Source organism: Rhodopirellula sp. UBA1907 (genome assembly GCF_002337565.1).
GTDB lineage: Bacteria > Planctomycetota > Planctomycetia > Pirellulales > Pirellulaceae > Rhodopirellula > Rhodopirellula europaea.
In genome coordinates this window covers 141,349-164,575 of record NZ_DDGH01000006.1, presented here as the reverse complement: position 1 = coordinate 164,575, position 23,227 = coordinate 141,349, and the positions used below count along the sequence as shown (strand labels likewise).

The window sequence follows — 23,227 nt, the reverse complement described above, 5'->3', positions numbered from 1 at the left end:
CCGGCCTTGGCGTATTGTGTTCGGTACAACCAGGCGATGGCCATGAAGTGGGGGTACTGCCAACACGCCAGCACGCCAAACAACATCCAACCGGGCAATTCCGTCAGGGTGCCACCGGCGGCGGTGTAACCGATGAACACAGGAAGAGCTCCGGCGATCGCGCCGACGGTTGTGTTCCAAGCGGTGCGGGTTTTCATCGGGGTGTAAACCAGCACGTAAATCAACCAAGTCGCGATGCCAACGCACGCGGGAATCATTCCATTGCCCAGCCACAGAATGGCTGCTCCAGCGATTCCGCTGGCGGCGGTCAAAGCAACCGCGACGGCGTAGCTCATCCGGCCACCGGGGACGGGCCGATTCGCGGTCCGCGGCATGTTGCGGTCGATTCGGCATTCCCAAACTTGGTTGGCTGCGCCCGCACTGCCCGCGATCAAAGCGGTTCCGATCATCAACCAAAACCAATCGATCAACGTCAGCGTCGCGCTGCCGGCGATCAGAGCCGATGCCACGGTCGTGACCAGAATCATCGTGACGATGCGAGGTTTGGTCAGCTCAATGACGTCGGCGAAGACACTGCGATTGGCACTCGCGGCGACACCCGTTTTCGCTTGCGAGTCAGCGTTCAAGGTTTCGGCGTTCGCGTTGGTTTCTTGCACGGGAATTTCATCATTCAACGTGCTGGCTCGATCGGTCGAGGGACGCGGGCGGGAAACAGTTTTCATCCGCGGCTTGGGTTCCAGCACGGCGGTCGATCCACTCGCAGAAACCGGTCCATTCGCAGCAACACTGCGAGGAAGCGAGCCCAAGTTCTGGAGAGATCGGTCATCGAGGGACAGACCGCTCCCGGCGACAATCTCGAGCGTTTCGCGGCAATCAGATGCCATGATCGTTCCGGATTCAGGATGAGACAGAAAAGGATAAAACGCGGCGGCGGCGTAGCAACCGGACCAGCAGGAGCGATGAAACCGCCAAAATCAACGACCCCGTCGCGACGTGCCCCGTCACAATCCACGCATCCAACACGTTCTTGCTGTGCAGGAGATACGAGTCAGAAGCTGAAAACGAAGCCAGCATCCGTGGGTAGCCGTAGTTGACGATCCAGGTCGCGAACCCCAAGCCGATTTGAATGGCCACAAAGCATATCAAGGCACCCGCCGGTCGCGACAGCGTCAAATCGCCGCAGCGTCGCATTCGCCAGTACGCCAATCCGGTTGTCAGCCACAACACGAAGGCGATCGTGATGTGAGTCTTGACGATATGAGCGAATCCGACCGGGCTGAATCCGGGCAAGGCGTGACGCATCATCGCCCCCAAAACCAACTGCATGTAGGCCAAAACCAGCAGCGAGATCGGCCAGAATGCGGTCGGCGTTCGCTCGGAAGTTCCCTCGGCGGATTGTCGCACTGAAGCGGCCAACCATTTTCGTCCGGTGACGCAGGCGGCAATCACGCACAAGACAAAAAACGCGGGGCCGACGCATCCGTGGATCATCGCCAGCGTCCGGGCACTCAGCGTCACCCGCAAACCTCCCAGAACGCCCTGCCCGATCACGGCCGCCAGAACCATCACGGACAGTCCAATTGCCCAGCGGCGTTTTTCGGTTTTCAGAGAGGCGATCACCAATCCGATCGCGATGAATCCCACCAACGCGGCCAGCAAGCGATGACCGTGCTCGATGAACAAATCAAACGGTCCAAACAACCAGGTCGAAATTGGATACAGAAGCAGGTTGTACCCATATGTCCCCGGCCAATCCGGCACCGACATCCCAGCGTCGTAGGTCGTTACCAAGCCGCCGACCCAAATCAGTGGCCAGGTCAGACAAACCATCACGCGGGTCAGCCGGAATGGCCATTTTGGGACCAATTGAGAGGTTGGCTCGTTTGATTTCTCTTCGCCATGCGAATTGGCCGGCGTCTCGGGCATCTGCGGCGATGTTCTGTTTTCGGAATCAGCAACTTCGCTCATCGCTGTCCTCGTCGGTCAAAAATCTGTTCTCCCGCGATCCCACCGATCACGCATCCGCCAGCACCAAATGCGGCTCCGGCGACAATTCCCGACATCCCGAACAAGAACATGACGCCAATGCCCAAGGCCAAACCCACAATCGCACCGATGGTTCGATAATTGTCGCGACTCATGAGGAAACACCTGTTTCTGCGGCGGCAGGGGGATTTTTGTCCTCCGCCACACGCACGGACGGTTTGGGCGTGGGCTGGACCAAGGACTGAACGTAATGAACCAAGTCCCAAACGTCTCCAGGGGTCAAACCGGTTGTGCCCGCCGCCGACTTGCTCAAATCGATGCCCGGCATCGGTGTTCCCGCGATTCCATGCTGAATTCGGCGGAAAATCGTCTCGGGATCATCGCCGCCACGCAGCACCCCGCCGGCCAATCGCCGGGGCTGGATGATTCGCGGTGGTAACGCACCCGCCTTTTGGAAGGGTTTGACCGCATCAGCATCGGTCGGCGTGATACCGATCCGCGTCGTGAATTCTTTGGTCCAATCATCCAGGTCGTTCAGCGGCATGCCACCCTGCCCTCCCGGTCCGTGGCACCCAGCACAATTCGCGATCTGGCCGCCGAACAGCATCGAACCCCGGGCGATCGAGGCGTGCAGTTCGTCGGCGGCGTTGGGAATCGGTTCCGCGGGCACGGGAGCCACTGTTGTCTCGTTCCACTCGCTCACAACGTCTTGCAAAACAGAAATCGCGACGAGTTCCCCTTCGGTCGAAACGACTTGAGCATCGACGGTATCCGATTCATCCGACTTCGGTTCGTCACGGCTGGACTGGTTCAGGTCCGTGAAAATGATATTCCCATCCTCATCTTTCCCCGGATCGCTTTCTTCGGTGGTTGCTACTCGCAACCGCAAGTCATCGCTCGGCGGCGTTTCTTCGTATCCAAGGTCATCGATCGCGGCAGCCAAAAGCTGACGTTCGACTTCACCACGAATGGAGAGGTAGATCAAATAGTCGATCAACGCTTCGCGGTCGTCGGGCGTGACGGTCGCAAACGAAGGCATGGGCGATCCGGGGATCCCGTTTAGCAGCAGTCGTCTCAGGTCATCACGAGTCGGTTTGGCATCTCGCTCGCTCGATTTCCACTTGAACACACCAGCTCGAAAATCGCGTGGGTAAGGCCACTGGTACATCGATGCAGGACCGGTTCCGCTGCCCGAAACCCCATGACAAATGACGCAGTGTTCGGTGTACAGCCCACGGTGCACGTTCTCTGCGTCGCTTTCGACGGACCCGGAGGCTTGTTGCAATCGTTCCAGCGACACCAGTTCGCGAAGTTCGCCGGTGAGATGATCTGCCGGCCAAGCGGGCTCTTCCGGCGTTCCGAACAGCTCGGCGATGACCAATTCCACATCGGCGAGAGCCGCTTCGGTGGGGACATCGCGAGAGCGTTCGAGTGCCATCGCATGAACGCGATTGGATTCAAACTCCATCGTGCCGTCGCTGCAGCCGACCCCAACGGGAAGGCAGCACGCAGCGGCCAGCAACCAAAGACGTGAATGAGGCCCAAACAACGAAGAAATCCTTGCACTTGAAAACGAGTCAAACGCCCAATCGGAGCACATTTGCCCACAAGAGCCAACCGGAAAAAAAGACGCAGGGAAACGGCCCTGCGGCGATTCGCCTACCTCTGTGATCCCAAGCAGAGCGAACCAGCCTCCGCACGCTCAAAGTTCTGAGCTTGTGACGTGTCATGCAAATCGCAATAATCGGAGAGACCGGCATCGTGCAAACAGGAGGTTGCAAATGAAGGTTTCGATCGAAACTCAAGCTGCGAAAGCTCTCGCCCAGTGGAAAACGATTTTCGCTGACGAGGTGACGGAACAGGCAAAGCAGATTGCGGCGAAGAGTGATTCCACCAATTGCGTGACGCTCTCGCACTACCAACAGGCTGCCCCGATTGCCATGCAGTCACTCATGTTGGCGATTGCCAGGGAACAGACTGTCTATGCCGACCGAAAAGCCGCCTAGCCAAACGCCACATCCGAACAAAGATCTCATCTCGGATGACCAGGATTTTTGGTCACGGCAGTTTCTAAAGCACATTGAACTCAACCTCCTCGATGTGATCACTGGGCTCCCACCAAGTGCCTCCCAGGACGAGTACCAAGCTGCGACGCTACAAGCCGTGGTTGAAACGCTGCTGGACTCCGGGATGGCATTGGATGATTTTCCTTCGTTGGTTGCTAAGGCGATCGCCAAGATCGAGGGTAAACAATCATCGACGAATGCGACGCAGTGGACTTCTGCGATGAACGCTCGTCGTATGGATCTGATTGACCGTCAAATTCAGGAGACGATCACGGTTCAAGAGCAAATTGAATTGGCGCGGCTGACGGAGGCGATGCGGATGGTGGTCGATTCAGAGAAAAGCCAGCCGATGGAAGGAATGAAAGCCTTGCACGCAAAGCTACTGTCGGTTCGGGACGAAGAGCCAGGGAATTGATTTTCGATTACCCCGATCCTCGCACCCATCGCCGCCACCATCCAGGCGGTTATAGACGATACGAATCCTATCGGCCTTGGCTTCGCGATGACTTCTGTTTCCGATGTGTCTATTGCTTGAAACGAGAGACTTGGGGAACGACTATCGGCGAGTTTGACCTTGATCATTTCTCACCTCAGTCGGTGTCCACCAGCCGCACGCTCGACTATCTGAATCTTGTCTACTCCTGCCATCGCTGCAATTTGGTTAAGTCAGGACACCCAGTTGATGATCCGTTGGAGTACCTAACTAACCGAACTGTCGTGTCGCATCTCGACGGAGCCATCACTGGCACTGATCCAGAAACGTGGAAACTGATCCTGCAGCTCGACCTTGATTCTCCGGTAATGAGAAAGTGGCGTCATCAATGGATTCGCATCGTGCAGCTTGCTAGCGATCACGACGAAGAATTGCTGGAGCAATTGACGCGTTTCCCTGACGATCTCCCCAACCTTGCGAGACGACGGCCGCCCACCAACAACGCTCCAGAAGGAATTCCTCGGAGTTGGCACGCTCGACGGGAACGAGGCGAACTACCAAGGTCATACTGAAATGGGTAGCAGACCAGTGAGCAGCCTAAACAAATTTCGCGACCTCGCTTCAAAACAACGGAGTGCCTTGACTCCTGCATGAGACGCCAGGCTTCGCTGTGAAGCAGCGTGCATCAGCCCAGGCGGCCGCGCCAGGTGACTTGGCGGCCTCGAAGGTGGTTTGCGTACGCCCACCACTGGATCAGTAGGAAGCCGAGGATGGCGATCGGATGCAGGATCGAACCCACGATGCTTTGACGCAAACGGATCGCGGCGGTCAATCGAGGCACGTAGCTGACTAAGATCGCGATGGTGCTGACCAGGATCCCAATCACCACAGACGTCGAGACCGGCAAGCCTTCTGCGACCAAACTTGAGCGCTTTGAAAAAGCAAACGCAAGTGTGATCCAGGGCAACAGATTTGCTCCGCCCAACAGAATCGTGAATGGAATCAGCAACCGAGCATTCGCGATGCCTTCGTGAGCATTCTTAAGCAGTCCCTGCACGACCTCGCCTGTTGTTGTGTACATCCGGCAACTCGCCCATTGCGATCCATCCACGCAGTCCGTCAACATTCCATTTTCGCGAAATGCTTTGGGCAACTTCAGCCCATCGTGACGGCTGGATCGAATCGCGGCGTGGGTTCCCGCCGCTTGATAGGCGTCCTGCGTTGTAAAGAACAACTGCCCACATCCGGATGCATACGCAGGATGGTGGCTGCCTCGCATGCGAGCGAACGGCAAGTAAGAAAGCAAGATGAAATGCATCATCGGGATCAGCAGTTTCTCCGCCAGCGTGCCGGTCACTTGCCGAGGGAATGCACTGAGCAAGCCGATGTCGCCGCCTTCGTGTTGAACCCTTCGTCGTCGGCAAAGACCGATGATAGCGGTTGGTTCCAGTCGCACGTCGGCATCCAAAAACAAAAGGTGTTTGAATTCGGCATGCTGAGCCAATCGGTAGCAAGCGTGTTGCTTTCCGTTCCACCCTTTCGGCAAGTCGATGCCCTCAATCAACTTGACCCGTTGATCTTGCTGCATCAGTTCGCGGACGATCGAGCCTGTTTGATCGGTTGAACCATCGTCTAGCACGATGACTTCGAGGGTAACTTGCACGGACCGCAAAATGGATTCGACGCAAGCACGGATCGAGCCTTCTTCGTTTCTCGCTGGGATCAGCACCGACACCCGAGATGGACTGTCATCGTTCGGTTCGGTGGCCTTGATCGCTTCAGCAGACTCGCCATCCATGAACAGCGACAGGTTGGAAACGAACATGCCCGCTGCCAAAGCTACCAAAGCCAGCGAAACAAACGGAAGGACGGCGATGATGAACCATTGAAGCCAAGCGATCATTGGAATTGATCTCCATGGCCGGCTTGGAATGATCGACCCGTCATCCAAGACTTCAAGCGTCTCGCGGTGTCATACATTCCGGAGGCGCCGCGTTTACCGCGAAGCAAATTTTCAAATGGTTCACTGGATCGATCAATGCAAAGTTTTGCCAGTCGCGACTGACTGAACCGAAGACGCTCGGTGAGTTCTTCTGACCATTGTTGTTTGTCCCAGTCGCTCGCGGTGGGGATTGCGATCGCATCGCCGAATCGAAACAAGACAAGCGGCAATCGCTCGTCCCAGAATACGTACTCCATCGCCAGAGGCACGACCCAGCCTCGGTCAAGTTTCGAGCACACATGTGATAGGCCAGGCATCAACTCCGCCTCGTGATCACGAACGTCCGCGAAACGACCTTCCGGTGTGACCCACAATGCGCTGTGCTCACGCCCGAACAATGCCGCCGTGGTCTTTAGGAATTGGGCTGCGCCCCGATTCGAATCCGATTGCACACCGAAGAATCCGAGCTTTTCGAACACCTTGTATTGCTGCAAAGCTTCCGCATCGATCGGTGCGTAGAACTGTCGTGGCGACAGCAATCGTTCGTTGATGAAGTGCGCCAGCAGCGGATCCCACCATGAGGCATGATTGCTGTAAACAATCAGCGGAACGCTGCCGTCCGCCATCGGTGAGGCTTGCGCGTCATCCGGATTCGCTGCGGCCAACGATTGAAACTGCGTCTGCAGTTCCGTTTCGCGAGCGAACGCGATCGCATGAAAGTTGCGACGGAGGTAAGAGTGTAGGAATCGATGGAATCCGTTCTGAAACCAATCCGCTGGTTTCGCAATGACGTCGGAGTCTGCCGTCACGCGAATTTTCCGTTGGTGACGTCTTGGTCCAAAGAATCCGCCGCGATCCAGCCACTCATCAGAACCATAGGCATGCCAGGTCCGGGGTGGGCAGCGCCGCCGGCCAAGTACAGACCATGCAGATCCTTGCGGCGGTTGCCTGGTTTGAATGCGCCGGTGAACTTTCCATGGCTGGCCAAACCATAGATCGCGCCGTTGAGGACTCGGTAACGGTTGTGGATGCCTTCGGGGGTCAGCGAATCTTCCGTGACGATCGCATCACGAATGCTTTCCATTCCGGCAGTCCGTTCCAATTTGTCCAAGATCACGTCACGGTAACCCGGTAGCATCGCTTTCCAATCATGACCGGGGCGAAGATACGGTGTGTGAACCAGGATGTACAGCGATTCACAACCGTCCGGTGCCACTTCGGGTTCGCTAATCGCGGGAGCACAAACGTAGGCCGTTGGGTCGGGAGCCGGCTGACCCTTTTTGTAGATGTAGTCGAACTCTTCTTCGGGATCTTTGGAGAACACGAAGTTGTGATGTAGCAACTGTTCGTATCGCCGGTTCAGTCCCAGATACAGAACCACGCCGCTGCAGGCGGCTTCGTAGCGATTGGACTTTTCAAATTTGGTCGACTCCGGTGTACCGCTGAGTAATTCGCGGTAGGTTCGAACCGCGTCGCAGTTACTCACCACGGCATCGCAGGCAATCGTTTCGCCACCCGCGGTGGTCACTCCGCTGACGGACCCACCACCGGTTTCGATCCGAAGGATGTCCGTTCCGGTTCGGATGTCGACGCCGAGTTCACCGGCAAGTTTTGACAAGGCTTTGGGGACCGCTCGCGTGCCGCCGATCGGATACCAAATGCCTTCTTCGGTTTGCATGTGAGCGATGCTGCACAATACCGCCGGTGATGCGTATGGCGATGAGCCAACGTACTGAGTGAAGTGATCCATCATTTGTGACACACGATGTTCCGGAACGTGTGAGCGAACGATGGAAGCAACACTGCGCCCCATTTTGAGCGATAGAACATCTTTCAGCACCGCGGCGGAGAATGCACCGCCGACTTCCATTGTGTCCGCCAGTCCACCGATCGATCGCCAAAAGAAAAAACGATCCGAGACGCCATGAAGTTGCTTGCTTCGTTCGATGAACGATTCGTAGCCTTTGCCGGTTGATTCGCCGCCCGTGAACTCACGCAGGTGGCGTTTCATCTGCTCGACGTCAGCGACCAAATCCAACACCGTGTTGTCGGTGGTGCCGGATTGCGGGGTGGCTTCGAAGAAGCAACGCCACTGCGGATCCAATGCGACGAGTTCCAGATAGTCTTCCATCTTCCGACCAGCTTCCGTGAAGACTCGCCTGAGAACGCTGGGCAGCGTCAAGATGGTCGGCCCCATGTCGAACCGGTAGCCCTCGGTCTGGTGCACGGCCGCTTTGCCACCGACCCAATCATTTTTGTCGCAAAGCGTGACTTTGTGACCGCGGGCTGCCAACACGCATGCGGATGACAATCCGGCCAATCCACCACCAACGACAACCACGTGTTGCGGATTGGATGTCTTCTCGGCTGGAGCGTACGGGGCATTTGCGGCGGATTGGGTGGCGATCATCTGGGGCTTTCGATCCGTGGGGAAACGTTCCGGGCAAATGTGGGCGGTTTCGATTCGAAACGCCCTACTTTTTTAATGCACGCCACCGGGAGGCGGCAGTGGTGACGCGGCGGAGAGCTGCAATTCGCCGCCCCCAGCCCTCGCTGTGGGACAATTGCAGCACGCCCGACAACAACTCGGCGTCTGCATCGTTTCGAGGTGACAAGTGCATTGCCCCGCGGCCACGCCGAGTCGCAATGACTCGGCACCCCGTCATCGCGAGCAACCCTTCCGGCCCCCGGGTCACTCCAAAGCCGCTTTGACCTCGACCGCCAAAGGGCAAACGTGGATCGGCGGTTGGTGCGACCACGTCGTTGATCGTGACCACGCCGACATCCAAGCGTTCCGCAAACTCGCGAGCCTCGGACACTGGGCCGAAAACGGAAGCCGCTAAACGGTACGGGCATTCGTTGACGATTCGCACGGCTTGTTCGGTTTTTTGAACCGGGATGATCGAGATGACCGGTGCGAACACATCGCTCCGCAGGATCGCGTGGTCATCCGGCACGTTTTGAAGCACCACCGGGTGCATCTTGCCCTTCTGGCGAAGTCTATCGGATTTGTATTGACCTAGATTATCCTCGGCACCGTTTTCTAACGCATCGTCGATCAAGTCGGCGACGCCGGAACGTGCGGCCGGATGGACGGACACTTCGTTCGCGTTTCGCAGTCGATCGATGAGTCGTGGAGTGATCTGCGACGTCGTTGGATGATTGGGGATGATCAATCGACGTGGGCCGATGCAGGTCGCTCCGCTGTTGAACAGCAACCCAAACGCAAGGGCATCAATCACTCGGTCCACATCGGCACCGGGCAGAGCGATCGCCGCGTCAACGCCTGACAATTCCATGATCGATGGAGTCAGTGTATCAGCAGATTGCTTGAGGACCTGTTTTCCGGTTTGCGCTGATCCAGTCAGGACGACCAAATCAACGCCCTTTGATTGTGCCTCGATCGCCGCCTCGGTGGATGAGTCCAACAATGTGATGGCCGATTCGGGAACACCCGCGGCCACAAATGCGGCGACCAACTCCGCCGTGACGGTTTCTGATCCGGGAGCCGGTTTGAGCCAAACGTCGTTGCCGGCCGCCAGAGCCTGAGCCATTTGCACTCCCGTCAAAAGCAGCGGGTAGTTCCAGGTTCCGAGGATCAGAACGCGCCCAAGCGGGACTCGCTCGACAACGCTGCGGACGCCCCACATCCACACCGGACGGCCCTTCAAACCGACCTTTCGGGGTGCGAGTGTTTTCCTGCCGTGCTTGCCGATCCACCGCAATGCGTCGCACAAGGGGATCAATTCCGACGCCACCGTTTCTGCGTCGTCGGTGCGTTGTTCGCTTCGACTCAAGCGTGTCAACTGATCAACTCGTGATGCGATTTCGTCGCGTGCTCGACCCACAATTTGACATCGCTCGCGAATCGACCACGTAGCCCAGTTTGAGCCGCCGTGATAACCTATCCGCTCCGCACCAGGACGGTTTGAATTCGCGTTTTCTGACGTGGCGACCTGGGGTGCGTTGTTCAAAACAATCTTGTAAGCGTTGGATGGAAGATGGCAGTCAACGAAACGGATCTGGAAGTATTGCCCGTCATCGCTGATCGATGGAGCCCGTATCGATTTGATGGGCGTGAAGTCGAAGATGACAAGTTGCGTCGGTGCTTGGAAGCCGCTCGTTGGGCCGCCAGCAGTTTCAATGATCAACCTTGGTCATGGATTGTCGCACGTCGCCAAGACGGTGAAGCGTTCGAGGCGATGTTGCAGTGTCTATTAGAAGCCAACCGGGATTGGGCGTCGCGAGCCGGTGTGTTGATTTGCACCGTCATTCGCACCAATTTTTCGTACAACCAAAAACCGAACCGAGTCGCTCTACACGACCTCGGTGCGGCGGCGGCTCACATGTCACTGCAAGCGACCTCCTTGGGTTTGCAGGTGCATCAAATGGCCGGTGTCAATTTGAGCCAAGTTCGAGGCCAATATCAGCTTCCCGAAGGCTACGAACCGGCCACGGCGATCGCCATCGGGTACGCCGACGAACGTGAACCCAACACCGACGCCGAGCAAGTCTTGGAAGACCGTCAAAGCGGCGTCCGGGAAAGAACTCCATTGAAGAATCAAGTCTTCATGGATGCGTTCGGGCAAACAGCACCTTGGTTGTGATTTCGTGAGTTCTCGAGGACAGCTCCTGCCTGGCGTCATCGGCCATTCGCCCGCGATGCGTGAAGTTGATCGCGTGACGCGAAAGGTCGCGGTGAGCAATGCGTCGGTGCTGATCCTTGGAGAAACCGGAACGGGCAAAGAACTAATCGCGTCAGCGGTGCACCGGTTGAGCCACCGCAGTGGCGGCCCGTTCGTCAAAGTCAACTGCGGTGCTCTGAGCGAGAGTCTGCTGGAAAGCGAATTGTTCGGGCACGTGCGTGGCGCCTTTACCGGTGCCGTCGCCAACCGAGCCGGTCGTTTTGAAGCCGCCGACGGGGGCAGTATCTTTCTCGATGAGATCAACTCCACCACGTTGACGTTGCAGGTCAAGCTTCTGCGAGTGTTGCAGGAGAAGGAATTCGAACGAGTTGGTGACACGTCGAGTCATCGGACCGACGCGAGAATCATTGCGGCCAGTAACCGCGACTTGATGCGTCAGGTGCAGCTCGAAGAGTTCCGGGAAGACCTTTATTGGCGATTGAACGTGGTGCCAATCGAGCTGCCTGCGCTGCGTCACCGTCGTGAAGACATCCCAGCGCTCGTGGCGTTCTTCTTGGATCACTACAACGAGGTCAACGACCGCTATGTCTCGCACCTGGGCTCAGGTGTGATGCGTGCGTTGCAGGATTACCATTGGCCGGGGAACGTTCGCGAACTTCAAAACTATGTTGAGCGAGCGGTCGTGATGAGCGACACCGATGAGTTGGTGCTCGACGCATTGCCTCTGTGCGTTCGCGATCCTCATCACAGCGCGCCGGTTCGCGAATTGACCAGTGCCGCGGGTGGATTGCAGGCACCGCCGGTTTCCAACGGAATGAATGAAGTGCGTCCGGCCGACGTCGCGCCGGGAGCACCCGCCGGTGCAAATGCGGCACTTGATATCAATCGAATGGATCTGAAAACGCTCGCTCGGATCGTCGTCCAACGCGGTTTGGACGAAGCCGACGACGCCGAGGATTTGCACTCGGTCGTCGTCGATCAAGTCGAACGCGAACTGATTTCTCAGTTGTTACTGCGGTGCGGCGGCGTGCAGACCAAAACCGCGTCGCGTCTCGGGATGAACCGAAACACATTGTCCAAAAAGATGAAGGACTACGGCCTGAACCTCGACGATTGATCGCGAGCATTCAGGGCTGGTTCAATCGCCGAGTTAGTTCACTCGCAGGGCTAGTTCATTCAGCGTCAATTGGCAACCAATTGACCAAGTCAATCACGACGTAGCCGTTGGCATCTTCATTCGAGATAACCACTTTCGCGGGTTGTGATTTGTCGAACGCATAGTTGCCCAACGACAGCAGCTTGCTGGATTTGGAATCGGATTTGATCTGCGTTTGATCAATTCGATGTGTCGTCGTGCCCGCTTTGTGATGGACATCGACGCGAGTTTGTTTGGATCGGTTGGAGTTGGTGGGAAAGCTCAGTCGCACTTCGTAGTGACCCGATTTCGGCAGATCCGCCTGGTAGATCGCTTGCTTGATGCGATCGGTGACTTTGCCGTCGTGGTGATAGCCCGAGCCGTAGAAGTTGCCCGAAGCATGACTTTGGATCCAACCGCCAATGCGTTCGGCTTGCGTGTCATCGACGCTGACGCCTTCGACGGTTTTCAGATCCAGCGACTCAGGATGGCTGGATTTCGCAACGCTCGCTGGCGTTTCCAGGATTTGTTCGTCATCGAGCAGACGCTTGCGAACGTCCGTGTAGGGTACGTCTTGAACGGCGGTGTCGGATCGGTTGGCTAGTGCGGCGATCGTCGCGGCGGATTGACCAAGGATCATGAAGACTGGTTCCATACGGATCGAACCGAACGCGACGTGAGTGGCTGAAACACAAACCGGTGAAAGCAAATTCTCGCACTCGTCGCGTTTTGGAAGCAACGCACCCATCGCGATTTTGTATGGGCCGCGGGTTGAAACGCCGAGGTCGCCTTCGTTTTGCACGTAGCCTTCCGGTGTGATGTATCGCTGAGTGTTGTGCGAGTCGATTCCGTAGGAACCCATGCCGACGGAGTCAGGGGTGGGCAAGTCTTTTCGCAAATGGTTCTCGGTCATCACGAATTGGCCGACCATCCGTCGGGCTTCGCGAACGTAGATCTGGTGCGGCCAGTGATCGTTGTCGGTGAACTCATCCGCCGACAATCCCCACTGATTGATTTCGTCTTGGACTTCCTTTGGTACCCTTGGGTCGGTGGCGATGAAGTACAGCAATCCGCGTTGGTAATCTTCGTGCTGCTGAATGATTTCTTGGCGACGTTCGTAGGTCGCTTCGGGGTAGTCGTAGTTGGCACCAATGTTGTCGAAGCTGACTGGGCCGTGATTGTTGGTGTCCGTTTTATGGTTTGGCAGCGGATCGAATTTCTTGAACACATCTCGCCAACCGGCTTCGAAAGTACGAGCCATGATCTCGTATGTTGCGGGGTCATAGCCTTCCGGACGCTTCCACGCGACGCGGTTTTCTGGGTGATTGGTCATGCACGTGCGGAAGCAATAAGCTTGCACGTGATCGTCAGCGGATCCGAACTCGCCTGGTGGATCGGGACTGACCAAGGGAATCACGCCGCTGCTTGGGTCGCCCGGTACGACATACGGATCAACTCGTTTGGGCAGCACATCAAAGTGGTGTGAGTGATGCAGGACGCCGGTTTGAACTCCCGCGTGAGGTTCGTTGTAATCTTTGATTCCTTCGCGGCCGTGAGCTGTTTGGACTCCCGCCGCGGCGATCAGGTCGCCTTCGTAGGTGGCATCGATGAACATCTTTCCCGGGTAGGTTTTTCCGTCCAGGGTTTGAATGGACTGGATGCGACCATCCTGCTTCTTGACTCCCTTTTCCCGATCCAGCCAAGCGTCGCGAACGACGGTGATGTCGTGTTCGGCCAACATCTCATCGAGGATGTTTTCGGCGACGTGTGGTTCAAACACCCACATCGTTGCTTGATCATCGTCACTGGCCCGGTGCCCTTGGGCGCGGTTGCCGTACTTCTCTCGCGTTTGGAATTTCCAGGACGAGTCGTCTTGGTAGTGCTTGTAGACGCGGTGGTAGAAGTCCTTCGCGAGGCCACCAATCACACCTTTGTTGCCGGTATCGGTCCAGCCGAGTCCGCCGCTGGTCAAACCGCCCAAGTGTTTGTCGGGCGAAACCATGATGACCGACTGCCCCATGCGAGCAGATTGAATCGCTGCGGTAACGGCGGCTGCGGTTCCACCGTAAACGACAACGTCGTGGGACGTTTCAGCATTTGTGCGTGAGGTGGGGAAGAGCAACAACGTGGCAAGAATCATCGAGCACATCGACAGACGATGGCTCCAAGCAGCGGAACGCATGGGGTTGGGATCCGGGTGGGGAAGGATGGTGGGGCAGGTCAAAAAGAAAGCCCGATGAGTGGGACACTCATCGGGCTTCGCAGTTTAGTCGAACTCAGCATGCGTCATGGGCTTCATTGAAACCCAGACCATGGTCCGGGGCGATCAAAGACCAGCGTCGGTCGCTGGCAATTCGTTCGATTTGATTTTTTCGCCGAAGGTCTTGCCGTCTTTGCTCTTCACTTCAGCAACTTTCTTGAAAGCGGCCGAGATTTTTGCGGCGGCTTCTTCTGGATGCTCTTTGAAGTATTCCTTGGGGAAGTCCTTCTTGTCGAGCAGTTTGTGCAATGCACGTCCGTACTCGTTGCGAGCTTCTTTCTTTTCTGGTGCACCTTTGACGTGGCAGAGATTGCAACCGGCTTTGCGAGTTGCTTTCACGAAATCAGCGTCGGTGTCTTCAGTGATGTAGTCAGCTTTCCACTGTTTGCCAAATTCGCTGATCGCGAACGATGGGGTGGAAAAGCAGGCAGCGATGCCCAGAACAAGAGCCAAGCGTTTCATCAAGCAGGTTCCTCAAGTAAAGATCAGGTGGGTTTTAGGCGGGAGCCGACGAGGCCGTCGACGCACCATTAAAGTCACGGTGTGGGGGGAAAGTCAAATGTACGTTCCATCGGCATTCTAGGTAGAGACCGTTCCTGGAATCCACCCACAACTGATCCATCTTGCCTAAAGTCTCGCGGTGACCACCGGCTAGAGGGGGTGGATTCGGGCAGTTGTTCGGTCCAACGGACGGTCCAACGTGGTGGGCGTTCGTTCATCCAAGGCGGCGGATTTTCAAGGATTTCCAGGATATCGCTCATCGTAGTGAGTCTGGTTTGCCCCAATTCGTCGCGAATCAGCAGCATTGGGTCGTCCAAAGCGGTGTCGGTGTCGTAGGCGTTGCCTGAGCCACGCAAACGGACCCAAATTTCATCTCGGTCGACACGTGGGATTCCCGTTAATTCAATGTGAGGAATTCCCGTGTCGACGACAAAGACGCATTCCTCGGCTCGTCGCTCGATCTCGACCGGGTAGGGCGCGCTGACGCCCATCCGCATTTGCAGCAGCCCTTTGGGCGTGATCGCGGTCAGCTGCTCCAGCGACAATCGCACGGATCCCGATGAGGGGTGAGGTGGTTGAAGTGCACCGCCCATTTCGATCATTCGGCGTGAAACCGCCAGCAATCCGTTTTCCCAAAGCAATTGAAGTTCGGCGGCGACGTCCATCCGCAACATCGTGATTTGACCGCGAACGATCACGTTGGACAGTTCAATGGAAACCAACGGCAACGCTCCGCTGGTATCTGAGACACCGCCGCTTTCGATTCGGTCATAAGGCAGCCGTTCTGGATCGGTGACGATGCTGAAAGCTTGCACATCGTCCCGACGCGAAGCGTTGTCGATCGTCACCGTGCAATCACGCAGGCGGACGCGGCGGTTGTCGTTGATGGCGAACAGGGCTCCGCCGTCGGTTTCCGTTGCCGGCACGGTCCAGAAAAAATGCAGCCCTGACATCTCGATTCGGTGAGAACCGATAGTCATCATCTCGCTGCGTTGCATGTCCACGTTCTCGGTTGAACGGAACAAAATCTCAGTCCCACCAGGCAGACTGGACGAAAGAATCAAATCACTGCGCGGGATCGTTACCGGCGCGGATACGAGTTGTGGTGTCGCAATGTCGATGCGATCGATTTCCAACTCGTCGGCCAGCTGTAATGCATCAGACAAAGTCGTGGCAAGCTGCACGCCGGCGCGAGCGGCTTCTTCGCGAAGCTGGGGAACTCGTAGTGCTTCGGTCGAAACGATCTGAACTCGAATGGGTTCGGGCGGCGTTGTCGCCACTGGCAGATTGGTATCCGAATCCTTGGTGGCAACGGAATCGCCGGACGAGTCGCCGCCGGCGAGCGGTCGCGAGGAGCTCGTGGCATTTGGGGGCAGCATGTTGGCTGCGACGGAGTCGGACGTGGTCGCCGAACCAACCGATTCGCCCGTCAGTGGGTTTGCGTTGACGGGCCCAATCATCGGTCCGCCCGTCATTGGAGTCGCGGTGTAGATCGGGTTGTTGCCAGAGGCTCCTTCGCGATTGACAACGCTGGGGACGGTTGGGGCCAACGGCAGTGTTTGGTAGGGCTCACCCGTCATTCCAGGCGGAAGAGGCAGGCCGCTGATGCGAGGCGGATCAATTCCGATTGAAGGTGAACCGTCGGTGCCGCTCCCGTCTACGGATGTCGCGGAATCGTTGACCGTCATTCCACCGGCGAGAGGCGTCGAAGCTGAGATGACAGAATCGGGATCAATCGACGGTGGGATTGATGGATCTTGTTGCGTTGTGCTGCGTCCCGTCATGCCGCTTTCAGCGATTTGATCGATCGCCGTCAAAGGTTCGGTTCCGCCGATGCCGGTGGCGCGAGCTTGTTCAGCAGCCGTTCCAGTCGCGGATGTTCCGCTGGGCAGCCGATCGCCGACGGATGTTGCCGGCAGTTGGCCTGGCGGCAGCAAGGCACCCTGCCCTGCCGACGACCCGTTTCGCGGGTCCATTGCGCCGGCGGTTTCGGTCGCTGGAGAGCTCGTTGATGTCGAAGTTGGTGCACCTTGCGAAAACGGCCGCGACGTCTCTAAATCGGTTGAACCGATGACGTCTTGCAGGTTTTCGGTCGATCGCGGTGCGACGGATTCAGTTGCATCAGGCGAGACCGAATTGTCGATCGCGAGACTGAAGTCCCGCCGCGACGGCATGGAAAGCAGTTCCACCGCGAGTGCACTGAAGAGCAGAATTCCTGCGGCGATCATCCAAGGCAAATGGCGACGCAACCGTCGCATCGATTCGCGGTGATCATGATCTTCCACGGTCGGAACGGTGACGCCGCGACTGCGTGGCAAGTTCTCTCGCGAGGCCAGTTCTCGCAGGTCCGCGATCAGCGTTTCGCTGCGCTGATAACGTTCCTCGGGAAGTTTCGCGAGCATCTTGTTCAGGATCGCCGTCATCTCCGGCGGTACATCCTCACGGTGTTCGCGGATATCTGGAATCGCAGCGTTGCCGTGGCTGAGCAACTTCTGCAGCATCGTTCCGCCAGGGAACGGTGGCGATCCGGTCAACATGTAGAACAGCGTGCATCCCAGCGAATACAAGTCGCTGCGGATGTCGGCCAATCTTGGGTCGCGGGCTTGTTCGGGTGAGATGTAATCGAACGTTCCCAGCGTGACGCCACTGGCTGTCATGTCTTCGCTGGTGTCGAAGTTGTCCGACCGAGCCAACCCCATGTCGACGAGCTTGACCTCACCATCGGTCGTGACGATCACATTGGATGGTTTGATGTCTCGGTGAACGATGCCTCGCCGTGATGCGTGTCCGATTGCCTCGGCGACTTGGGTCGTGAAGAACAACGCGTCATCGAGTGACAACGGTCCGCCATTGGCGACCATGTCGCGAACATTGGCACCGTCGATGTATTCAAAGACGATGTAGTGCCACGGGCCATCGTTGCCGACATCGAAAACGCGAGCGATCAACGGGTGATCCAGCTTCGCGGCACTTTGGGCTTCGTTTCGGAAGCGTCGTTGCAAGTCGGGGTCATCGGCCGCGAACGGGATGACCTTCACCGCCACGGTCCGTCCCAGTTGTTCATCGCGGGCGCGGAAGACGGCACCCATCCCGCCGCCGCCAATTTGATCTAGCAGCAAGAAGTGATTGAGACGCTGGCCACCAAGATCTCGCGTGATTGATGCGGGCGTGTTGTGTCGATGCGACGCGTGCGAAGAGTCTCGAAGTCGAAACGGCTCACCCGACATTCTGTGCGATCGAGTGGCCGAGATGTTTGATCGGCTCGATCCAGCGCGGATCACCGTGTCAGCACCCTCGATCACCTCATCAATCGGATACGGCTGATTCGAACGAGCTGACTTCGATCCACCGGATGCTCGCTGATCGTCCTGCAACGATTCATCATCCGCATCGACGATCGGTTCGACCAACGAAGGGTCGGATGATTCTTGCGGCGAGTCGTCTTGGTTTGCCGGTGCTGGTTTGGGTCGGTGCACCGTGGATCCCTCCGGCAAAACCGCGGAACGGTCCGGATGCGAGGAATCGGCTGATGAGAGCGACCGGGAATCCATGCGACGCAGCGGCGGAAAAGACAGAAGAGAAGAGGCAGTCCATTCCCACTCAGGATAGTTCTTTCAACCGGCGCGGGCAAACAAACTCAACGGCTAGATACCGGTTTCGCCGCAGAAAAAACGTAGCTTCGCCGATCCCAAGCCGACTTCTTGGGCCATTTCCGAGAGTGTCGTGAGCGCGTCTTGACCCACCGATCCGAGGTCCACGGTCCAGTCGTTGACGTACAGGTCCACGTGCTGCATCAGCACCGAATCGTCCATTTCCTGGGCGTATCGACGCATCGCGGGCAGCGCAGAATCAGGATTCTGCCGAGCTGATTGGAGCGACCGGCGAATCACGTCGCAGGCCGCCCCCATCGTGGCGGGGGAATGCCGGTCTCGCATCACCAAGCCGCCCAGCGGCAGGGGACGTTTGGTTGCGTTTTCCCAGAGATTTCCGAGGTCAGCAGCCAAATGCAGGCCCGATTCCGCGTAGGTGAAACGCCCTTCGTGGATGCAGACTCCGAAATCCGCCTCGGAACGCTGAAGAGCCGGCATGATTTCGGAAAACACGACCTGACGCACCGAAGTGGAGTCTGGATAGAACAGCCGAAACAACAGATGTGCGGTCGTGTGTTCGCCGGGGCACAGCGTGATTTGATCCGGAGTTTGTGGCTTGGCTCCGTTGTGGGCTGAAAGCAGCAATGGGCCGACGCCGAACCCAAGTGCCGATCCCACCGGTAAAACCTGAGTCTCACCGGCCATCAGCAACGCCGCATGGAAACTGGTCTTCGCCAAGTCGAATTCGCCTGCCAGTAGGCGCTGATTCAGCTCGTCAATGTCCAACAACTCGATTCGCCATGTAAAGCCACCGGTGTCAAACGACGACTCGCCGGGGGCCATCGCCGCATCCAACAACCCCGAAAAAGCAAAGGTGTCGTTGGGGCACGTGGAAATTCCCAGGTGAAGCTCAGGGCCTTCGCCGATTCGAACTTCGTGCGGGACAGATTGGATCGAGTTCACCGGTTCCGTTTATCTAGGGGCCATGAGTGTGCAGCCGAGCGTCTGTGGGCCCGTGCAAATCTGAGGGCCAAGCCTCGGGGCTGTGATGGGCTCAATTGTTGGACATGCCCAGCACATCAAACATGCTGTACAGGCCTGGGCCCTTGTTTTGGTGGATCAACCATTTCGCGGCAGCCAACGCACCCGACGCATAGCAATCGCGGTTGCTGGCGGCGACGTTGAGCTCAATTTTCTCGCCCAACATCCCAAACACGATCGTGTGTTCGCCCGGATTGTCGCCCACGCGAATGGCGTGATAGCCGATTTCTTCGCGAGTTCGAACGCCCGTGTGACCTTCTCGACCGTGAACATGCGTGGTGGATTCACCCAACTGTCCAGCAATCAATTCGCCAAACTTCAAAGCGGTGCCGCTGGGAGCGTCTGCTTTGAAGCGGTGGTGCCGCTCCAAAATCTCAACGTCCAGACCACCGGCGACATCTTTCAATGCGGCGGTGATCTGTTCGGAAATCTTCATCGACAAATTGACCGCCAACGACATGCTCGGTGCCCAGACGACCGGAATCGACGAAGCAGCCTCGGACAGGTTTTGCTTTTGTTCATCAGACAAACCCGTCGTCGCCACCACCAACGGCGAGCCGACTTTCACGCAGTGTTCGACGCAGCCGTCGATGGCTTCGGGAAGCGAGAAGTCGATCACGGCTTGGTTGGTGGCTGAATCGTCCAGCACTGGCCAATGCGAAGAAATTTGAATGCCCGAGGGGGCTTCGCCGGCCACGGCACCTGAATCTTGGCCGAGGTGATCCGACTTGGCGTGATCGATGGCACCGACCAATTGAAAGTTGGGATCCGCCAAACCAAGAGCCACGACGCGGCGTCCCATGCGACCGGCTGCACCATGAACTGTAAGAGAAATCGGGCCTGTTGAATCTGCCACCGAATGGAACCGTCTGTGAGAGGAAATGAACTGCGATCACACCGCGAAGGCTTCAATCTAGCGACCCCACAAACGAACCAACAGGTCGGACGACGGGCCGCCCATGGAGTCATGTTTTTTGTCGTTGTTAGCCTTTGAATAACGATGTGCGACTCTCACGCATTGTCCCGCCCTGCCCCAAATCCAGAATGAGCTCGCAGCGAAGAGACGTTCGCAGCAAATTTCCACGAGGGACGCTCGATTAGGAATGTCGATGCCCGCCACTGACGGCCAAAATGAGACTGCTGCTGACGCGGGGCCCGCTGATCGGACAACGTGCGTTCTGACTCATCCCGGATTGCAGTTGGGAATGAGCGTCGCGGTCCTGATCGCGGCGGTCGCTTGGATGCAAACGACTTCTTCGCGATCGAGCCTGGAAACCGCCGGTCAATCACCGGAAGCGTCCGCCAAGTTGAGCATTGGGTTGAACTCGTCCGACGCTCGTGAATTGTCATTGTTGCCGGGAATTGGTCCCAAATTGGCCGATCGGGTTGTCCGGCATCGAGAATCTCATGGCCCATTTGCATCGGTCGAGGATTTGTTGGCAGTTCACGGCGTCGGCCCAAAGTTGTTGCATTCGCTGCGACCCTGGGTTCACGTCACGCAACCTGCGCCGGCGTCGCCCGAGCAATTGGCGGGCTCCGATCGCTCGGGATTCGGGGAAACCTCAACGAAGCACGGGCGAAAAGCCGATCAGCCCTCGACAGCAAATCCGACGGCGGCGACCGATCGGTTTGACGATTTCGGGGGTGGCGGCCATGATGAACATCTCGCGAGAGTCGCCTCCGGCCGACTTTCGGACTGACCGCGTCCACACGTCGACGTCGGCAAACGATTCCCAACCACGTGATTCAACGAGCATTCCAATGGCTCTGGCCGAAGACAAAGTCCGCGAAGCCCTCAAAGAGGTCATCGATCCCGAGTTGTACGTCAACATTGTTGACCTGGGATTGGTGTATGTCGTCCAAGTCGGTGAGGAAAAAGAGGACGGCCGTCACGACGTGAATGTCGAAATGACGATGACCAGCCCCATGTGTCCAGCTGGTCCTCAGTTGGTCGCAGGAACCAAGAACGCCGCTGAGTCACTCGAAGAAGTCGACACCTGTGACGTGAAAGTTGTCATGGAGCCAGCCTGGACTCCGGACTGCATGACCGACGAAGCTCGCGATCACCTCGGCATCTTTTAGTCGCGGTGACGGATTCGCTGCCCATGCATAAATACGGATTTCGCGTGGCCTATCAGGAAACGGATGGGCAACGTCGAGTTCACCATGCCAACTACCTGAATTACTTCGAGCGTGGGCGTGTCGAGATGCTGCGCGATCTCGGACACAATTACAAAACGATCGAAGACGACGGCCGAATGTTGGTCGTCGCCGAAATGAACGTGAAGTATTTCGCTCCTGCCGAGTTCGATGATTGGTTGGAGCTGACGACCACCGTTGTCGAAATTCGCAAAGTTCGAATGCGGCATCTCTACCAAATTCACCGTGGCGACCAATTGATCGTCGAAGCGGATTCGGTAATCGCGTGCGTCGATCGAACCGGCAAATTGGCTCGTTTGCCGAACCTGGAAACTCGCTGACGGCGATCCCCGCATGCGAGTCTTTGTCGGCGAATTTCTTTGTGGCGGTGGCATGGCGTCCACGCCCGATGATCAAATCCCTTCTTCGCTGCTGAGCGAAGGACTCGCGATGTGGCGAGCCTTGGTCACCGATTTCGCCGACTGGGCCGAAGTGGTCACGCCGATCGATCCCAGGTTGAATTTAAGCTTCGATCGCATGCGAGATTCGGTTCGTTGCGTTCCGCTTCGATCCGGGGAAAACGTCCGCGAGCAGTGGTTGGCCATCGCGAAAACTTGTGACATTGCCCTCGTCGTTGCGCCCGAAACCGATGATGAACTCGGGCAGATGGTCCAGTCCTTTCGCGAGGCGGGACTGGACGTGCTCTCGGCCGATCAGGCGACACTTCGTATGGCCAGCGACAAATGGTTGAGCGCGAAATGGTTGGTGGAAAATGACATCCCAACGCCGATGGCTTGGTCGAGCGAATCGAGGCTCGATGCGGATGGGACACGACGACCAAGCGGACTCGGTACCATCGGATTGAAAGCGAAACGTTGGGTGCGAAAGCCGCGTGACGGATGTGGTTCCGATTCCGTTCTCGTATTCCACAATTTGCAAGCGGCTTGTTCGACCATGGCGAGCGGCGACCTCGTTCAAGCATGGGTCGAGGGGCGGCCTGCTTCTGTGTTGGTGGTTGGCGGAACGACAAAGGGAGGCGCCGATCAAGTCATTTGTCCCGCGGTTTGGCAGCACTGTCGGTTAGACGAGGATGATTCCGATTCCGCGAATCGATCCGACGTTTGGAAGGCGTGCTACACCGGCGGCAGCGGACCGATTGAATCCGAACTGCAATCGCGAGTCGTTTCGCTTGCCGAGCAAGTCACGCGTGCTTTGCCTGAACCGCTGCGTGGGTTCTTGGGGATCGACGTTGTCTTGGGGGACCGAATCGAAGACGACTGCGTGATCGAAATCAATCCTCGACTGACGACGTCCTACATCGGTATCCGACAAATGACGGATAAGAATCTGACTTCGATCTGGAATCCAGAGTCGAGCTGTGAGCGGTGGATCGCCGGCGGGCAACTTCGTGTTGGACCGCGGCAAGTTTGTTGGACGTCAGAAGGCGACGTTCAGATCGAATCGCCGAGGGACGGCGAATCCTAATTC

22 protein-coding genes are annotated in these 23,227 nt (G+C 57.3%); 9 read left to right on the top strand and 13 right to left on the bottom strand.

What is annotated here, in order from left to right; all coding sequences use genetic code 11:
• From B2R17_RS02525 to B2R17_RS02510, 4 genes are all read right to left on the bottom strand, one after another.
• Positions 1–884 (bottom strand): protoheme IX farnesyltransferase (locus B2R17_RS02525; protein ID WP_286762708.1); only part of this gene is annotated, 884 nt, incomplete at its 3' end.
• 13 nt (positions 885–897) lie between these two features.
• The gene (locus tag B2R17_RS02520) at positions 898–1,968 is read right to left on the bottom strand and encodes a COX15/CtaA family protein (protein ID WP_286762707.1); all 1,071 of its coding nucleotides are present in this window, start codon (positions 1,966–1,968) and stop codon (positions 898–900) included.
• Positions 1,965–2,141, bottom strand: coding sequence for a hypothetical protein (locus B2R17_RS02515; protein WP_008656728.1), 177 nt, complete (start codon positions 2,139–2,141; stop codon positions 1,965–1,967). Before B2R17_RS02515 ends, B2R17_RS02520 begins: the two co-directional genes overlap by 4 nt.
• The gene (locus B2R17_RS02510) at positions 2,138–3,454 is read right to left on the bottom strand and encodes a cytochrome c (protein WP_286762715.1); all 1,317 of its coding nucleotides are present in this window, start codon (positions 3,452–3,454) and stop codon (positions 2,138–2,140) included. The genes B2R17_RS02515 and B2R17_RS02510 overlap by 4 nt, the downstream gene beginning before the upstream one ends.
• A 313-nt stretch (positions 3,455–3,767) precedes the next feature.
• Between B2R17_RS02510 and B2R17_RS02505 the strand changes: the two genes are divergently transcribed.
• Genes B2R17_RS02505 through B2R17_RS28255 form a run of 3 tightly spaced genes read left to right on the top strand, consistent with a single transcriptional unit; the run spans position 3,768 to position 5,057 of the window.
• Positions 3,768–3,992 carry a hypothetical protein gene (locus B2R17_RS02505; RefSeq protein ID WP_286762706.1) on the top strand — a complete coding sequence of 75 codons (225 nt, stop codon included), beginning with the start codon at positions 3,768–3,770 and terminating at the stop codon, positions 3,990–3,992.
• Complete coding sequence (locus B2R17_RS02500) at positions 3,970–4,467, top strand: hypothetical protein (RefSeq protein WP_286762705.1); 498 nt, start codon at positions 3,970–3,972, stop codon at positions 4,465–4,467. Before B2R17_RS02505 ends, B2R17_RS02500 begins: the two co-directional genes overlap by 23 nt.
• Positions 4,464–5,057: an HNH endonuclease gene (locus B2R17_RS28255; RefSeq protein ID WP_339887570.1), complete on the top strand. Its 594-nt coding sequence runs from the start codon at positions 4,464–4,466 to the stop codon at positions 5,055–5,057. Before B2R17_RS02500 ends, B2R17_RS28255 begins: the two co-directional genes overlap by 4 nt.
• A 113-nt stretch (positions 5,058–5,170) precedes the next feature.
• Here B2R17_RS28255 and B2R17_RS02495 read toward each other — a convergent pair whose 3' ends face one another.
• The 4 genes from B2R17_RS02495 to B2R17_RS02480 all read right to left on the bottom strand — a co-directional run bounded on the left by B2R17_RS02495 (position 5,171) and on the right by B2R17_RS02480 (position 10,275).
• Positions 5,171–6,388, bottom strand: coding sequence for a glycosyltransferase family 2 protein (locus B2R17_RS02495; RefSeq protein WP_286762704.1), 1,218 nt, complete (start codon positions 6,386–6,388; stop codon positions 5,171–5,173).
• Positions 6,385–7,236 (bottom strand): lysophospholipid acyltransferase family protein, encoded by an 852-nt coding sequence (locus tag B2R17_RS02490; protein ID WP_286762703.1) that lies wholly within the window; start codon positions 7,234–7,236, stop codon positions 6,385–6,387. The genes B2R17_RS02495 and B2R17_RS02490 overlap by 4 nt, the downstream gene beginning before the upstream one ends.
• The gene (locus B2R17_RS02485; RefSeq protein WP_286762702.1) at positions 7,233–8,837 is read right to left on the bottom strand and encodes a phytoene desaturase family protein; all 1,605 of its coding nucleotides are present in this window, start codon (positions 8,835–8,837) and stop codon (positions 7,233–7,235) included. Before B2R17_RS02485 ends, B2R17_RS02490 begins: the two co-directional genes overlap by 4 nt.
• A gap of 64 nt (positions 8,838–8,901) precedes the next feature.
• Positions 8,902–10,275, bottom strand: coding sequence for an aldehyde dehydrogenase family protein (locus B2R17_RS02480; protein WP_339887567.1), 1,374 nt, complete (start codon positions 10,273–10,275; stop codon positions 8,902–8,904).
• A 153-nt stretch (positions 10,276–10,428) separates the two neighbouring features.
• Here B2R17_RS02480 and B2R17_RS02475 point away from each other — a divergent pair, with 153 nt between their 5' ends.
• Both B2R17_RS02475 and B2R17_RS02470 read left to right on the top strand, forming a co-directional pair.
• Entirely contained in the window at positions 10,429–11,034 is a 606-nt protein-coding gene (locus tag B2R17_RS02475) for a nitroreductase family protein (protein WP_008669839.1), read from the top strand.
• A 55-nt stretch (positions 11,035–11,089) separates the two neighbouring features.
• The gene (locus tag B2R17_RS02470) at positions 11,090–12,190 is read left to right on the top strand and encodes a sigma-54 interaction domain-containing protein (RefSeq protein WP_008669837.1); all 1,101 of its coding nucleotides are present in this window, start codon (positions 11,090–11,092) and stop codon (positions 12,188–12,190) included.
• Between the two features lie 55 nt (positions 12,191–12,245).
• Here the strand turns inward: B2R17_RS02470 and B2R17_RS02465 are convergent, their stop codons facing one another.
• The 5 genes from B2R17_RS02465 to dapB all read right to left on the bottom strand — a co-directional run bounded on the left by B2R17_RS02465 (position 12,246) and on the right by dapB (position 20,456).
• Complete coding sequence (locus tag B2R17_RS02465) at positions 12,246–14,390, bottom strand: FAD-dependent oxidoreductase (protein WP_286762701.1); 2,145 nt, start codon at positions 14,388–14,390, stop codon at positions 12,246–12,248.
• 144 nt (positions 14,391–14,534) lie between these two features.
• Complete coding sequence (locus tag B2R17_RS02460) at positions 14,535–14,930, bottom strand: hypothetical protein (RefSeq protein WP_008656739.1); 396 nt, start codon at positions 14,928–14,930, stop codon at positions 14,535–14,537.
• A gap of 74 nt (positions 14,931–15,004) precedes the next feature.
• The gene (locus tag B2R17_RS02455; protein ID WP_339887562.1) at positions 15,005–18,520 is read right to left on the bottom strand and encodes a serine/threonine-protein kinase; all 3,516 of its coding nucleotides are present in this window, start codon (positions 18,518–18,520) and stop codon (positions 15,005–15,007) included.
• 93 nt (positions 18,521–18,613) lie between these two features.
• Positions 18,614–19,522 (bottom strand): 1,4-dihydroxy-6-naphthoate synthase, encoded by a 909-nt coding sequence (locus B2R17_RS02450; RefSeq protein WP_286762699.1) that lies wholly within the window; start codon positions 19,520–19,522, stop codon positions 18,614–18,616.
• A gap of 91 nt (positions 19,523–19,613) precedes the next feature.
• Complete coding sequence (gene dapB, locus B2R17_RS02445) at positions 19,614–20,456, bottom strand: 4-hydroxy-tetrahydrodipicolinate reductase (protein WP_286762698.1); 843 nt, start codon at positions 20,454–20,456, stop codon at positions 19,614–19,616.
• Positions 20,457–20,709: 253 nt separating this feature from the next.
• Between dapB and B2R17_RS02440 the strand changes: the two genes are divergently transcribed.
• The 4 genes from B2R17_RS02440 (at position 20,710) to B2R17_RS02425 (ending at position 23,224) form a co-directional block, all read left to right on the top strand.
• Positions 20,710–21,300 carry a ComEA family DNA-binding protein gene (locus tag B2R17_RS02440; protein WP_286762697.1) on the top strand — a complete coding sequence of 197 codons (591 nt, stop codon included), beginning with the start codon at positions 20,710–20,712 and terminating at the stop codon, positions 21,298–21,300.
• 61 nt (positions 21,301–21,361) lie between these two features.
• On the top strand, positions 21,362–21,682 hold the full coding sequence (locus tag B2R17_RS02435; protein WP_007326213.1) for a metal-sulfur cluster assembly factor: 321 nt from the start codon (positions 21,362–21,364) through the stop codon (positions 21,680–21,682).
• A gap of 23 nt (positions 21,683–21,705) precedes the next feature.
• Positions 21,706–22,080, top strand: a complete 375-nt coding sequence (locus tag B2R17_RS02430; protein WP_414707206.1) for an acyl-CoA thioesterase — start codon at positions 21,706–21,708, stop codon at positions 22,078–22,080.
• 13 nt (positions 22,081–22,093) lie between these two features.
• The gene (locus B2R17_RS02425) at positions 22,094–23,224 is read left to right on the top strand and encodes an ATP-grasp domain-containing protein (RefSeq protein WP_286762695.1); all 1,131 of its coding nucleotides are present in this window, start codon (positions 22,094–22,096) and stop codon (positions 23,222–23,224) included.
• The last annotated feature ends 3 nt before the right edge of the window (positions 23,225–23,227 follow it).

Excerpts from the sequence above, each read along its gene's own strand:
- B2R17_RS02485 (WP_286762702.1), bottom strand. The coding sequence starts at position 8,837 with ATGATCGCCACCCAATCCGCCGCAAATGCCCCGTACGCTCCAGCCGAG.
- B2R17_RS02430 (WP_414707206.1), top strand. The coding sequence starts at position 21,706 with ATGCATAAATACGGATTTCGCGTGGCCTATCAGGAAACGGATGGGCAA.
- B2R17_RS02510 (WP_286762715.1), bottom strand. The coding sequence starts at position 3,454 with ATGGAGTTTGAATCCAATCGCGTTCATGCGATGGCACTCGAACGCTCT.
- B2R17_RS02495 (WP_286762704.1), bottom strand. The coding sequence starts at position 6,388 with ATGATCGCTTGGCTTCAATGGTTCATCATCGCCGTCCTTCCGTTTGTT.
- B2R17_RS02505 (WP_286762706.1), top strand. The coding sequence starts at position 3,768 with ATGAAGGTTTCGATCGAAACTCAAGCTGCGAAAGCTCTCGCCCAGTGG.
- B2R17_RS02470 (WP_008669837.1), top strand. The coding sequence starts at position 11,090 with ATGCGTGAAGTTGATCGCGTGACGCGAAAGGTCGCGGTGAGCAATGCG.
- B2R17_RS02440 (WP_286762697.1), top strand. The coding sequence starts at position 20,710 with ATGCCCGCCACTGACGGCCAAAATGAGACTGCTGCTGACGCGGGGCCC.
- B2R17_RS02515 (WP_008656728.1), bottom strand. The coding sequence starts at position 2,141 with ATGAGTCGCGACAATTATCGAACCATCGGTGCGATTGTGGGTTTGGCC.
- B2R17_RS02500 (WP_286762705.1), top strand. The coding sequence starts at position 3,970 with ATGCCGACCGAAAAGCCGCCTAGCCAAACGCCACATCCGAACAAAGAT.
- B2R17_RS02435 (WP_007326213.1), top strand. The coding sequence starts at position 21,362 with ATGGCTCTGGCCGAAGACAAAGTCCGCGAAGCCCTCAAAGAGGTCATC.
- B2R17_RS02460 (WP_008656739.1), bottom strand. The coding sequence starts at position 14,930 with ATGAAACGCTTGGCTCTTGTTCTGGGCATCGCTGCCTGCTTTTCCACC.
- B2R17_RS02455 (WP_339887562.1), bottom strand. The coding sequence starts at position 18,520 with ATGGATTCCCGGTCGCTCTCATCAGCCGATTCCTCGCATCCGGACCGT.
- B2R17_RS02425 (WP_286762695.1), top strand. The coding sequence starts at position 22,094 with ATGCGAGTCTTTGTCGGCGAATTTCTTTGTGGCGGTGGCATGGCGTCC.
- B2R17_RS02520 (WP_286762707.1), bottom strand. The coding sequence starts at position 1,968 with ATGAGCGAAGTTGCTGATTCCGAAAACAGAACATCGCCGCAGATGCCC.
- B2R17_RS02465 (WP_286762701.1), bottom strand. The coding sequence starts at position 14,390 with ATGCGTTCCGCTGCTTGGAGCCATCGTCTGTCGATGTGCTCGATGATT.
- B2R17_RS02475 (WP_008669839.1), top strand. The coding sequence starts at position 10,429 with ATGGCAGTCAACGAAACGGATCTGGAAGTATTGCCCGTCATCGCTGAT.